General features: G+C 68.3%; 13 protein-coding genes. 6 read left to right on the top strand and 7 right to left on the bottom strand.

What is annotated here, in order from left to right; all coding sequences use genetic code 11:
* Positions 1-7: 7 nt before the first annotated feature.
* A complete protein-coding gene (locus tag GON04_RS19765) occupies positions 8-979 on the top strand; it encodes a Bug family tripartite tricarboxylate transporter substrate binding protein (RefSeq protein ID WP_157400788.1) in 972 nt (323 codons plus the stop codon).
* Between the two features lie 7 nt (positions 980-986).
* Entirely contained in the window at positions 987-1,664 is a 678-nt protein-coding gene (locus GON04_RS19770; RefSeq protein WP_157399719.1) for an RraA family protein, read from the top strand.
* 333 nt (positions 1,665-1,997) lie between these two features.
* On the opposite strand, the gene GON04_RS19775 is transcribed toward GON04_RS19770, so the two are convergent.
* The 5 genes from GON04_RS19775 to GON04_RS19795 form a co-directional block, all read right to left on the bottom strand.
* A complete protein-coding gene (locus GON04_RS19775) occupies positions 1,998-2,444 on the bottom strand; it encodes a hypothetical protein (RefSeq protein WP_157399720.1) in 447 nt (148 codons plus the stop codon).
* A gap of 10 nt (positions 2,445-2,454) precedes the next feature.
* Positions 2,455-3,216 carry a DUF2092 domain-containing protein gene (locus GON04_RS19780; RefSeq protein WP_157400789.1) on the bottom strand — a complete coding sequence of 254 codons (762 nt, stop codon included), beginning with the start codon at positions 3,214-3,216 and terminating at the stop codon, positions 2,455-2,457.
* Positions 3,217-3,484: 268 nt separating this feature from the next.
* Complete coding sequence (locus GON04_RS19785; protein WP_157399721.1) at positions 3,485-4,261, bottom strand: hypothetical protein; 777 nt, start codon at positions 4,259-4,261, stop codon at positions 3,485-3,487.
* An 11-nt stretch (positions 4,262-4,272) separates the two neighbouring features.
* Positions 4,273-5,679, bottom strand: coding sequence for a hypothetical protein (locus GON04_RS19790; protein ID WP_157399722.1), 1,407 nt, complete (start codon positions 5,677-5,679; stop codon positions 4,273-4,275).
* A 244-nt stretch (positions 5,680-5,923) separates the two neighbouring features.
* Positions 5,924-6,922: an extracellular catalytic domain type 1 short-chain-length polyhydroxyalkanoate depolymerase gene (locus GON04_RS19795; protein ID WP_157399723.1), complete on the bottom strand. Its 999-nt coding sequence runs from the start codon at positions 6,920-6,922 to the stop codon at positions 5,924-5,926.
* A 276-nt stretch (positions 6,923-7,198) separates the two neighbouring features.
* On the opposite strand from GON04_RS19795, the gene GON04_RS19800 reads away from it, so the two are divergent.
* From GON04_RS19800 to GON04_RS19815, 4 genes are all read left to right on the top strand, one after another.
* Positions 7,199-7,663: a ferritin-like domain-containing protein gene (locus tag GON04_RS19800; RefSeq protein ID WP_157399724.1), complete on the top strand. Its 465-nt coding sequence runs from the start codon at positions 7,199-7,201 to the stop codon at positions 7,661-7,663.
* Positions 7,664-7,886: 223 nt separating this feature from the next.
* A complete protein-coding gene (locus GON04_RS19805) occupies positions 7,887-8,291 on the top strand; it encodes a hypothetical protein (RefSeq protein WP_157399725.1) in 405 nt (134 codons plus the stop codon).
* Between the two features lie 105 nt (positions 8,292-8,396).
* Positions 8,397-8,999: a nucleotidyltransferase family protein gene (locus GON04_RS19810; RefSeq protein WP_157399726.1), complete on the top strand. Its 603-nt coding sequence runs from the start codon at positions 8,397-8,399 to the stop codon at positions 8,997-8,999.
* 90 nt (positions 9,000-9,089) lie between these two features.
* A complete protein-coding gene (locus tag GON04_RS19815; RefSeq protein ID WP_157399727.1) occupies positions 9,090-10,082 on the top strand; it encodes a LysR family transcriptional regulator in 993 nt (330 codons plus the stop codon).
* Positions 10,083-10,092: 10 nt separating this feature from the next.
* Here GON04_RS19815 and GON04_RS19820 read toward each other — a convergent pair whose 3' ends face one another.
* Together GON04_RS19820 and GON04_RS19825 are read right to left on the bottom strand one after the other, a co-directional pair.
* Positions 10,093-12,219: an acetate--CoA ligase family protein gene (locus GON04_RS19820; RefSeq protein WP_157399728.1), complete on the bottom strand. Its 2,127-nt coding sequence runs from the start codon at positions 12,217-12,219 to the stop codon at positions 10,093-10,095.
* Between the two features lie 5 nt (positions 12,220-12,224).
* Positions 12,225-13,088, bottom strand: coding sequence for an enoyl-CoA hydratase-related protein (locus GON04_RS19825; RefSeq protein WP_181653674.1), 864 nt, complete (start codon positions 13,086-13,088; stop codon positions 12,225-12,227).
* Positions 13,089-13,127: the final 39 nt, after the last annotated feature.

The raw sequence follows: 13,127 nt of genomic DNA on the forward strand, positions 1-13,127 counted from the left end.
ACGAAGCATGAACACCTCCAGGAGATCATTCTTGGCATTTCTCGGCGCCGGTGCGGCCGCCCTGCTGACGGCCGGACCTGTGATGGCCCAGGCGTACCCGGACAAAGCGATCCGCATGGTCGTGCCGTACGCGGCCGGCGGCGGCGTCGACAACATCGCCCGCGTGGTCGCCCAGCACCTGGCCCCGCGCCTGAAGCAACCGGTCGTCATCGACAACAAGCCGGGTGCGAACGCGAACATCGGCGCTGACCTCGTGGCCAAGGCTCCGCCCGACGGCTACACGGTCCTGATGGGCGCGACATTCCTTGCGTTCAACCGCGCGGCGATGAAGAACCTGCCGTACGACGCCGCGAAGGACCTGGTGCCGGTCGCCCGCGTCGGCCGCGCGCCCACCGTACTGGTCGTACCCGCGACGCTGCCGGTGACGAACGTCGCCGAGCTGGTGGCCTACCTCAAGGCCAATGCCGACAAGGTGTCGTACGGCGCCGTCGGTTCTGCCTCGCCCCCGACACTGCTGTTCGCGCGGCAGACCGGCACGGCGGCCGTCCAGGTGCTCTACAAGGGCGGCTCCGCCGCCTTGCCGGACCTGATGGCCGGCCGCCTGACCTACATGATCCAGACGACCAGCGAGGTGATCCCACACATCGCGAGCGGCAAGCTCAAGGCGCTGGCGGTCACGAGCGGCGAACGCTTCAAGGCGCTGCCGAACGTCCCCACGTTCAAGGAAGCCGGCGTCGACGGCATCGACTGGACCGGCTGGTGGGGCATGTTCGTGCCCGCCGGCACGCCCGCCGCCGTCGTGCAGCGCCTGTCCTCGGAGATGCAGGCCGTGATGGCGATGCCCGAGGTGGCTGCCGCGGTCGACAAGCTCGGGGTGGAGCCAGCCTACCAACCCGCGCCCGAATTCGGCGTGTTCTTCCGCAAGAGCGTGAGCGACCACGAGTCGTATGCGCGTGATTTCAAGCTGTCCACGGAGTGAGGCCCCCATGCCCAACGGTTTCCAAGTCCTGAAGAGAAAGTCATCCGTCGCGCCCGCCCTGCTCGAGCGCTTGCGCGCGGTTCCCGTCGCGAACATCAGCGATTCGATGCGGCGCATGGCGGCCGCCGGCTCGGCCTTGCGGCCCCTGCACCGCGAAGGCGTGCTGTGCGGCCCGGCGTTGACGGTCCGCACGCGTCCCGGCGACAACCTCATGCTGCACATGGCGCTGAACCTGGCGCAGGAAGGCGACGTACTGGTGGTGGATGCCGACGGCGACCTGACCAACGCCATCACAGGGGAGCGAATGCTGGCCTATTGCGTGGCGAAGAAGTTCGCAGGCGTGGTCATTTACGGCGCCGTGCGCGACTATGGCTGGATCCGCCGCCAGGACCTGCCGGTTTACGCCTGCGGCGTCACGCACCGAGGCCCCTATAAGGACGGCCCCGGCGAAATCAACGTCCCGGTGTCGCTCGGCAGGATGGTGGTCCATCCAGGCGACGCGATCGTTGGCGACGAAGACGGGCTGGTGTGCGTGCCGATGGCGGGCGCCGAAGCTGTCTGCGCCGCGGCCGAGCAGAAGTTCAAGAAGGAAACGGAAACCTTCGGCGAAATTGGCAAGAAGGACAACGACGCCGCGGGGTACAAGGCAAAGCTGCTGCGGCTGGGGTGCACCTTCGAGGAGTAGAGAGACTTGCTCGGAGAGCAGGCCCTTCCCACACACCATGGCCCGAATACTTCATGCGTCGTGGCCGGTCGGAAGACTGCGGCGACCTGCCGTCCGAGTTCACCGATTGGGCCATGGCATTGCATGACTTTGGCGCGACCTTGGACCGAGACGCGACAATGGCTAGGGCGTCTTCTGCAGCGAAGGCAATGACAAGGCTCGCGACGGTTGCGTCTACGCCGATAACAGGAACTGATCGGGTATCAGTGTCGCAGCGGCCTGGGACGCTCCACGAGCTAGTCGCGAAGAGACACCTGCGCAGGCGCTGAAGGGTGCCATCGACCGTTCGTGATCTCAATACGGCGGATAGACCACGACGTACTCTGATCCCTGCAGCAGGTACCAGGTGCCGCCGCATTCCTGGTAGAACATGCCGCCGTAGTTGACCGGAACGCAACTCACCGGGACCGTTGCCACCATCGAGCCGACAGCGGCGGCAGTCACGGCAGCAGTCCCGGCGACAACGGCCGCCGCGGCGACAGGATGGTCCCAGCCGCCGCAGCGGCCCCTGCAGTCCACGTACACGTTTCCCTGCACGTTGACGTTGTTCACGCTCGTGCTGCGGACGTCGGTGCTGCGCGCATCGCCCCGCGGGGCGCCACCGCCAGCGCCGGCACGCGCACCGGCGGCCCCACCACCGCCGCCACGGCGCTGAGCTTCAGCACCAGGTGTCAGGAGGCAGCTCGCCAGGATGAGGGCGGCCCACCAAGCCACAGTCCACTTGCTGACTGGCATGTTCATGTGGACTCCTCTACCTGGACTTGCGCTCGACCATCTCGATTCGCTTCGCCCCGCTGGGCGGGGTGAACCTGAAACTCGCGTCGTCGAATGTCGACTTGAGGTTCCAACTGAACAGGGAAACCGACTGTGGACGGGCTTCGTCGCCTCGATTCGTGATCGCGACCTTGCGCGGCAGGGGGTGCTCCCCCGCCGTGATCCAGATCTGCCAGTCGATCTTGCCCTGGCGGAACGCGTAGTGATCACAGAGATCCTTGCCGATGCGAGCCTGTCCCGCATACATCGCTGACTCGAAATTGTCGAGCGAGGCGGCTGGCGTGCCCCAGCGGAACAGATCGGTCATCGGCAGTTCCACGCCGTACTTTTCCTCCAGCCTGTCGATCAGCTCGCCGATGGTGCCGGAAAAGTCGACGATGGAGTAGTACTTCTGTTCGGGCGCGTAAAGAGTCACTGTCCTGCCGTCGAAGATCAGATAACGATCGGACCGTGCGCTGGAGATCCTGGCGCGCAGCATGCCGGGGCGGACCACCTGCAGCTCCGCCCTGGCTGTGTGCTGCAGCTTCTGGCCGTCCCTCAGGACACGCTCGCCAGTGGCGTCGGTCGAAACGGCAAAGCGCTTCAAGGTCTGCAGATAGTCGCCCATTTTCTTCAGGGCCTGGACGGCCGCCGGGTCAACGGCGCTCGCACCTGACGGAGTTGCGCCAGGCTCAGACGCAGCAGCCGGCGCCGGTGCCTGCGCGCGCGTGACAGGCACCGACACTGACGCCGCAAGCATGACGATTGGCAGGACTACTGCTAGGCGCACGGGGACATCTCCCAGGCTGGACTGAATCGTGACGCGACGGATGCATCGACTCAGGAACAGTACTGGCAACCGGGTCGCGGCCAATTAGACTTTGGTGCATGCCAGCTGCGCGTCAATGCCCAAGGGCAGCGCAATGCGACCGGGAGCTGAGTTGATGGCCGGCCCTTCCGAACAGGCATGGTCATCCGTGCGACCAGGAGAGTGTCGAAGGGCGGGACGGACCTGCGGCGTGGCCCACTTAGTCCGACCGTCCCAGCGTCAGCAGCCGTTCCTCGCCCCCGATGTTGACGTAGTACCCAGGCCCTCGGGGCCCGTTCTCGCGCCAGTCCTTGCCGGCTTCGGCCCAATAGTTCTGGCCGGTCGCAGGGTCGTGCGCGTTCTCCATGCCCGACCAGCGGCTGTAGTCGGACTTCTCGCCGGCCTTGCCGCGCCGCTTGGTGGAGTCGGGGGGGCCCGAGGTGTAGTCAAACGACGTGGGTCTCAGGGGCACGGCGCAGCGGATCGACCGCGATACGGCGCTCGCGAGCTCGGCGTCGCGCTGCCACACGGATGGCGTTGCGCCGGCGGTACGCATGACGAGCACAAAGCCGTTGCCCGCCATCGGGAATACCTGGTACAGCGCGACGCCGACGAATCGGGGCGTTTGGCATTGCATCAAGAACGTGCCCTGAATCGGTGAGCTAGGCTGGCCGCACTGCACCGGCACGCGTCCCATCTGTGTCAGGGTGGCCATGGCGGCAGCCTGCGGCGTGGAGTACCAGCGGCCATAGGTCGCGCTGGCTCGCATTTCGCCCGACACGCCCACGATGAAATAGCTCGCTAAGGCCTGCCCGTCGGCACGCTGCATGTCGGCGCCAAAGGCACTGCCCGCCGGGTTCTCGCCAGTGAACGACCAGTCAGGCGGTGCGAGCGCCTTGCAGAATTTGCCGCTGCGCGACTGCACCTTCACCGGCCCCTGGGCGGCGACGCTAAACGCGGCGCCAGCGAGCACAACGCACACACCGGTACGCAGCATGTCTCACTCCCTCAGTCCGGCCCCCGGCCGGAGCATCTCGTCGGCGCGAACAGCTGCGCCATGACCTGCGACCCGCCTGCATCATTGCGCGCCCAGACCAGCACGAGGCCGCCGCCCGAGACCGCACCAGCCAGCGCGTCTAGCGGCGCGGACGTGGGCAGCGACTGCCCGATCGGGTCGCCATGCTCGCCGATGCGCTGCAAGGTGATCGTGCCGGCCGCTGCCGCGAGCAGGGCCGCTTCGCCGCTCGAGAGCGAAACACCCCCTAGGGGCGTGAGCGCCAGCGAGGCCGACCGGCCCGCCGGATCACCGCCATTGTTGAACTGCTGCAGGGACACCGCCGCACCCGCCTGCGCCGGTCCGCTCACGACCACCAGGCCGCGCTCGTCCTGCAGCAGCACCGAACCGGGAGGCAACGCGCCCGGCACGCCCAGGAAGTCCGGCGTGGCCAGCGGACGGCGCACATCGATCTGGGTGAGCTGGGTGTAGTCCTGCAGCCCGGGCGCCGGCGTGCGCCACGGCGTCGTGGCGACCCAGCCGCCACGCCGCAGCGTGATCAGCTGCTCGCCCTCGACGCGGACGCCGTTGACGGCACCGAGGGAATCGATCTTCACCAAGTCCCCCAGCGGCACGCCGCCGGCCCTGACCCTTTGTACCCAGAGTTCCGGCTTCACCCGGCCCACCAGGTGCCAGCCACCGAGGAACGAGCCGTCGTCGAAGCCGGCCAACACGGGGAAGTGGAAGATGCCCGGAAAGCTGCGCACGTTGACGGTCTGGGTGCCGATCGTGATCTCTCCGGGAAGCGCGGCGCCGTCCTGGAACAGGCGCGCCAGGACAGGATTCACCACCACGAAGGGGTTGGCCGGATCGATGACACGGCTGACCGCGTAGGCCACGACGATGCGGCCGGATGGCTGGATGAGCACGGCGACGTCCTGCGGCGCCACGTCGTCGGCGTACGGCAGATCGGCTGGCGGACCCAGCGCGCGTCCGCCGGCACCGAAGCGCTGCCACTGCAGGCGCCACGAGACCAGCGTGTCGGACGGCGTGCGCGACAGCCAGGCCACCGCGATGCCGCCGTCGTGCAAGAGCCCGGCGAACCGCACCTGCTGCTGCGTGCCCGCACCCAGGCTGTTCACGGTGAAGGACTGCCTCGCCGTGAACCCCGCCGCCGCCAGGCACGCGTCGTCCCTTCGTCGCAGGACCTGGGCCTGCAGGCCCGCCATCACGGCCGCGGAATCGCTGCTTGCGTCGCTATCGCCGCTGCCACTGCTGGCGGTACTGCTGGCGCTGGCCTGGCCGCTGATGCCGGCCGGTCCGCTACCGCCACCACCGCCGCAGGCCACGAGGCCCACGACGGCCGCCTGGAAGCCCCAACGCGCCAGACGGCGCGCCAACCCGGATGCGATGTGTGCCATGGCGGAGACCTCCGCGCCCGTGCGCAATGCGTCCACTGTAGGCAGCTGGCAGGCCGCGGGGGCAGCAGCCTTGTCGGCAGCGCATGTAAGGTCGCTCGGCCGTGGCTGAGAACAGACAGGCCGCCGGCGTGCTTGGCGTGGCGCACGGCGTCTGGCCGCCGGATCGGTCCCGATCGCCGTGACGCTGCAAGCGTCCTGTCGAGCCATCCATCCAGCCATCCGAAGTAACCTGTCGCCGAGGGCTTCAACGTCCTGACCCGACACCGGCGAACCGGCTCGCAGCGAACGCCCACGTCAGCCGCGAGGCATCGGGTCCCCGTTCGTCGCTGAAAGGCTGCCCCTTGGCCCCGCCGCTCCAGGCATGCGCCAGGCCACGGACTTCCACCAAGGTGGCAACGAGGCTGCGGCCTCGGGAAAAGCTCGTCACCGCCATCGGGTAGCGCTTGCCGCGCTGCTGGATGCGTCGGGTGCCCGCCTTTGCACCGGCAGCGTCGGCCCAGATCCGCACGGCAGCCTGGCCATTGCTCGGCGCGACCACGTCGTCCCGGCCACCGTGGATGACCAGGAGCGGCGGCCTCGCCGTCGTTTCCGTCGGCGCCGCCAGGAGCGGTGCCGATCCGCGGTGGCCACGCATGGCCTGGACGGCGGAGACCGCGGACGACGCCGTGCCCGGCGGGATGCCGGAATGCATGATCACCGCCTTGAAACGCCCGGGCTCGTGGGCTGCCAGCAGGGCGGCCATGCTCCCTCCGGCCGACAGCCCGGCCACGGCGATGCGCTCCCTGTCCACGCCATACAGCAGGCAGACCTGCTCGATGGCTTTCACGATCAGCGCCACTTCCGCGCGGGCGCGGCCATTGCGCGTGTCGTACCAGTTCCAGCAGCCTTGCACGTTGCTCATGCGGTCCTGCTCGGGGTACAGCACCAGGAAGCGATGCTGCCGGGCGATGCGGTTCATGCGCGTACTGGCGGCGAAGGTGCTCGCGTCCTGGCCGCAGCCATGCAGCATGACCAGCAGAGGCAGCTTCTCGAGCACACCGACCCCCGGCGGCCGGTACAGGCGAAAGCGCCTCGCCCCGGCGGCGCCCATCGCGACGCCGGCGATCCAATCGCCCTCCACATCCGGTCGCCTGGTGCGGCTGAGAGCCGGAAGGACGGGGTTCAGGCGCTTGGCCTGCCGGGCGGGCGCCAGGCTGCGTGTCACGAGCTTGGTCCACGCCAGAAAAGGACTTCGTCGAGGCATCGGGGCATTCTGCAGGCAAGCCAGGCGTGCGGAACCGAACCCTACCGACTGGTACATGTCCGCCCGGCGGGCCTCCCGCCACCGGTGGCTCAGCCGGACGGGCGAAGCCGCAACAGCAGGTCCGACACGCGCCCGCGGGCCGGTCCCTAGGTGGAGCGATGGGCGACGCCTGGCGTCAGGCCAGGTCAACGCGATCAGTAACTTCGCAACGTGGGTCCCGCCTCCCCTCGCCGCCGTGGCGACGTAAACTGGGACGGACCCTCCAGGAGCTGAGCCATGCAAGGCATTGATCGTGATCAGGTCGTCGCAGTGCTGAACCGCTTGCTCGAAGCCGAGCTCGCAGGTGTCGTCCGCTACACGCACTATTCGTTCCTGGTCTTCGGCTTCGGCCGCATCCCGATCGTCTCCTGGTTGCGCGAGCAGGCCGCTGAATCCCTGCTACACGCTCAGCAGGTCGGCGAGTGGATCACCACCCTGGGCTCCTACCCGTCGCTCACCATCGGGCCGCTGCTCGACACGCACAAGCACGACATCGCGGCCATCCTGCGGGAATCGCTCGAAACGGAAAGTGCCGCGCTGGCGTTGTACCGCGAGCTTCTGGGGCTCGTCGAAGGGCGCTCGGTCGCCCTGGAGGAGTTCGCGCGGCAGATGCTCTATGCCGAAGAGCTCCATGCGGCGGACGTCGACAAGATGTTGCGCAAGCCGGGCGACGTCGCGGCATTCGCAAAAGGATCGGGCTGACCCCGGCGTGTCGATTGCTCCCGCGGGTTCGAGCGTTCCACTGCGAGGTCCGCTGACGCCCCAAGCAATGGTGCGGGGGTAGTCGGGCGGGGGGACCTCGGCACCTGGACGCCTGCGGGCGTTCACGCAACTTTGCACAGGGGACACCGGACGGGCGTCCGCATTCAGGATCGGTTCATACGCGCTCCCGCACCATGAAGCCTCCTCACACAAGGAGTCTTTCATGCACAGCATCCTCTCCGCCAAGTCCCTTCTCGCCGCGGCCATTGCGCTCGGCAGCCTTGCCGCTGTGACGGGGGCACACGCCCAGGGCCCATCGAACGGATTCGTTTCCGTGACCGTGGGAACGCCCGTGCGCCAGGTGCAGCCCGTGGCGGTACACGTCGAACCCACGCGCGCCTACATCCCGTCGGGGCCTGTGCACGGGCAGCCGCGCTATGTGCAAGCGCCCGAACGGCGCGACCACGTGCGCGGGCCGTGGGGCGACACCGACCGCGATGGCATCCCGAATCGCTATGACCGGCATGACGACCGGCGCGTCGCGGCTACGGGCCCTTGGGGCGACGCCGATCGCGACGGCGTCCTGAACCGCTACGACCGCGCGCCTTACAACCCGCGCTTCCGCTGAACCATCACGGGCACGCCGGGCGTCGTCACCCGCAACTCTCGCCCGTTTCATGGGAGAGGCGCAGGTGGCGCCCGGCGCGGATGGTCGCTCGTGGCCGGAACGGCCATGGCCTATGCTGCCGGCGTGCACCAAGGCAGCCCACCCGATCACCGCCGATTCCTCGCCGATATCCGGACCAACCGGTCCAACCGGGCGATCCTGGATGCGTGGGATGCACTGGGCCTTCCGGACGGCTGGCTGGTCGCAGGCTGCCTGTTCCAGACCGTGTGGAACCTCGTGTCGGGCCGCGCGCCGGAGGACGGCATCAAGGATTACGACATCTTCTACTTCGACGCCGAGGACCTCTCGGCCGCGGCCGAAGCGCGCGTACAGGCACGGGTCGATGGTGTGCTCGGATCCCTGGGTGTCCCGATCGAAGTGAAGAACCAGGCGCGGGTGCACCTCTGGTACGAGGAGCACTTCGGCTACCCCTACCAGACGCTCGCCAGTTCGGCACAGGGCATCGACCGGTTCCTGGTTCCCTCGACGTGCGTCGGCGTGCGTCCAGTGGCCGGCAGGGACGAGGTCTACGCGCCCAACGGGCTGGCGATTCTCTACGCCGGCGTGCTCACGCTGAACCCGCTCGTTCCTCACGTGCAGCTGTTCCGCGACAAGGCGCAGTCGTATCGCAACCGCTGGGAGTGGCTGCAGGTGCAGGACACCCGATGAAAGGTTCCGTGTGCAGTAAGATCGTCCGCCGTCAGCTCCACGCCTCGCTGCAATGAGGCCAGCCGTCCTTTGGCCCGTCGGCGGAACAGCATGAGCAAACCAATCAAAGATGCGAGCTCGCCGGGGGACGCGCTTCTGTCCGAAGCGCACAGGCTGCGCCATTTCGTCGTCCTCGTCGAGGAACGACACTACGGCAACGCAGCCGAGCGGCTCGGGATGGACCAGCCGGCCCTTAGCCGCTCGATCGTGCGCCTGGAGCAAGCCGTGGGCGCGCAACTGCTGGTGCGTTCGGCGCGATCCATCGCCTTGACGCCCGCCGGCGAGATCTTCGAGAAGGATGCGCGCGCACTGATCGCTCAGGCACAGCTATCCAGCAGCGTCGTCCGCCGCGTGCAGGACGGCGAGATCGGCAACCTGCGCCTGGGGTTCACCCCCGTGGCCATGTTCTGGGCCCTCCCCGATGCGGTGCGTCAGCTGCGCGTGCGCTACCCCGACATCCGGATCCTGATGCAGGAGGCGCAGAGCTACGAGCACGTGGAGCACTTGCGCGAAGGCAGCATCGACGTTGCCTTCGTCAATGGCGATGTGTTGAACAAGGGGGAATTCCAGACCCTGGTGCTGGAGCGCGCGCGCGTGCTGGCCGCGGTCCCCGCGAGCTGGCCCATCGCCAAGTCGAAGCGCCTGCGGCTCATCGACCTGTCGGACCAGCCCTTCATCATCGTCCCGAAGGAAACCAGCCCGACCACGCACCAGGCGACCCTGGCAGCGTGCCGCGCCGCGGGCTTCGTTCCCACGATCGTGCCGGGCGACAACACCGAGGTGTTGAGCCGGCTGGGCATGGTGGCCAGCGGCTTCGGCGTGATGCTGACCTCCGAGTACACGCGTGCATTGCCGGTCGAGGGCGTGGTCTACATCCCGGTGACGGACCTGCCCGAGTACCTCCACTGGCAGCTGGTGATGGCTTGGGACCCCCGAGCGGAGACGACCGCCGTGCGTGCGCTGGCCGACATCTGCGCCAGCATCCCCAAGAGCCGGATCAAGCGGGCCGCCTGGCGCGGCGGCCATCCCTCGGCAGCCGGCTAGGCGCTGGTTCTCACCGCAGGAACAGAACCGTATCGACGGCGGTCGGGGCGCGTGCGCCGTCGTGCACGATGATCGGGTTGACGTCGATCGCATCGATGTCGTCGGCCAGGTCGCGCACCAGACGGGCGAAGCGCGCCACCGTGGGCGCGATCACGGCCGGATCCACCTTCGGCCGGCCGCCCGTGCCATCGAGCAGCGATTGGTGGACCAACCGCTCCAGCATGTCGTGGACATCCAGGTCGCCATCGGCCAGGCGGACCTGCACGTCGTCCCAGGCTTCGGTGAGCACCCCGCCGATGCCGAGCGTGATGACCATCCCGAAGGTCGCATCGCGCTTGGCCCCGAGCAACAGTTCGACGCCGGCGGGCACCTGTTCCTGCAGGACGACGTCCGCATCCGGCAGCTGCAGGCGGCGGGCCAGCGCCAGGAGATCGTCAACTGCGGCGCAGACGGACTCACTCGTCGCCAGTCCCAGGCGTACGCCGCCGGCGCGGGCCTTGTGCACCAGGGCATCCGAACGCAACTTGGCGACGACCGGCAGGCGCAGCACGTCGAGGGCCGCTCGCGCGGCGGCCGGCGAGTCGACCACCTGCTCGCGGACCACATCGATGCCATAGGCGCGCAGGACCTGCTTGCCGCCGACCTCGTCGATGACCTTGCGACCGGCTTCCCGGGCGCAGGAGAGCACCGCGCGAGCAGCAGCCACATCGGGAACAACATCGCCGGACCGCCCGGGTTGCCGCGTCCCGGCCTGGAGGCCGGGGACGATCGCTTGCGAGAGCCGTTCCGCATCGGGAAAGCACGGCACGTTCAGGGCATTGAGGTGGCGCGTCGCCTGGTCACCGCCGCCGAACCAGACCACGAACAAGGGCTTCTCGAGCCTGCGCGCCTCATCGGCCAGCACCTCGGCGATCTCCATCTGCCGCCGCTCGAACGAGCCCACCGCGACGATGGTGATGTCGCTGTGGGGATTGCGGTCGAAGAGCTGCAGCATGGCTCGCAGCCGGTCGAGGTGGTGGAACGGGCCGCCGCTGACGTCGAGCGGATTCTGCGCACCGAGAAACGCCGGCAGCAGCGGTTCGAGTCCCGCCAGCACGGCTTCGTCGAACGCGGCCAGTCCCATGCCCGCCTTCTCCAGTGCGTCGGTCAACATGATGCCAACCCCACCCGACATGGAGAGGATCGACGCGCGACGACCGAAGGGGTGCGGGTACGCCACGAGGACGCGCCCGATATCGAGTAGGTGGGTATAGCCACGCGCGCGCGCCACGCCCAGCTCCTGCAGCACGCCGTCGTACACCCGGTCTTCCCCCGACAGGCTGGCCGTGTGCGCCGCCGCGGCCTTGGCGCCCGACGCCGTGGCACCGCTCTTGAGGAGGACGATGCGCTTGCCAAGCCGCCGCGCCTTGTGCGCGGCCTGGATGAACAGCGACGGCCGGCGCAGCCCCTCGACGTAGCACAGCACGGTGTTGAACTGCGGTGAGTCGAGCAAGGCGTCGACCACCATCTCGAGCGTGACGCCGATCTCGTTGCCCGAGTTGTACAACCGGCCCACCGGCAGTCCCGAGCGCTGGCCGTCGTAGTACATGGCGGCGCCGACCGCGCCGCTTTGCGACACGATCGCGACCGGTCCGTCACGCAGGACCAGGCCCTTCTGGTCCAGCACCGGCGAGAAGGTCGCGGTGAAGCCGTTTCGGGTGTTGATGATGCCGTTGGTGTTCGGTCCGACGAGGCGAATGCCGGCGTCCCGCGCGATGCGGCTGACCCTTTCCTGCAGCTGCGCACCCTCGGCACCGATCTCCGCGAAGCCCGAGTTGCCGAACATGGCGGCGGGAATCTTCAGCGCGGCGCATTGCTCCAGCACGTCGATCGACGCGGCGGCGGAAACGAGGACGATGGCGATGTCCACGCGCTCGGGCAGGTCCAGCAGCGACTTGTAGGCCCGGCGTCCCTGCACCTCGGCGCGGTTCGGGTTGACGAGATAGACGTTGCCCGCATAGCCGTAGTCGAGCAGGAACTGCAGCAGGCGGCCGCCCGGAAGCCTGATGTCGTCGGACGCGCCGACGACGGCCACCGACCGCGGCTCGTACAACTGTTCGAGCCATCCGGCCGCCATTCCAGCTTCCACCTCATCCATGTGCGTCAGGTCTCCAGTTCGCCCGCCTGGAAACGGCGGATCGCTTCCTTCAGTCCGTGCTCGTCGATCGCCGCCCGGAGTCTCTGGACGGCCGGCGATCGATGCAGGAGCGCGTCGGTCTGCGCTCCCATGAGAGCGCCCTCGCGCAAACCGGCCAGTTCGACCATCCGGTTGATCGCCTGCTTGCGCAACCGCGCAACGTCGGGCGGCATGCGTGCCATGCGCGTGGCCACCTCCAGCGCCTCGCCGAACAGGCGGTCCGGTTCGACCGCGAAGTTGGCCCAGCCCCAATCCACGGCGGTGGCGCCGCTGATGGTGTGTCCCGGAATCAGCGCCATCTGCTTGGCCCGCTTCGGCCCCACCAGGTGCACCCACAGCGGCTCGATGAATCCCCCGCCCAGCGGCATCGTCGAGTAGCCGATGCGCGCGTCGCTGGCCACGATGGTGACGTCGGCCAGCGTGCACAGGATCGTGGCGGCGGCCAGGCAATGGCCATGCACCGCGGCGACCACCGGCTTGGGACTGTCCCACACCTCCAGGAACCGGCCCAGGCGGCGCTCCAGGTCGATCGCATCGCTCACCGGGTCGGGTGCCCAGCCGAAGCCCGCGCCCCCGCGCTCCACGTCGAATCCGGAGCTGAAGGACACGCCGCGCCCGGCAAGCACGATGACCCGCGTGGCGTCGTCCTGCGCCAATGCGCGCAGCGTGGAGGCGATCTCATCCAGCATCAGCCGGCTGATGGCATTGAGCCGCTCGGGCCGGTTGAGCCAGACGACGGCGACGCGCCCGCACTTCTCGAGCTGCAACGTCTGGAGCGTTGGCGTTGGCGTTGGCGTTGGCGTTGGCGTTGGCGTTGGCGTCGATGACAACTTGCCCTCCTCTGCCCACGGGCGACCTTGTGATAATTA

Origin of the sequence: Ramlibacter pinisoli (assembly GCF_009758015.1) — a bacterium.
Taxonomy (GTDB): Bacteria; Pseudomonadota; Gammaproteobacteria; order Burkholderiales; family Burkholderiaceae_C; genus Ramlibacter; species Ramlibacter pinisoli.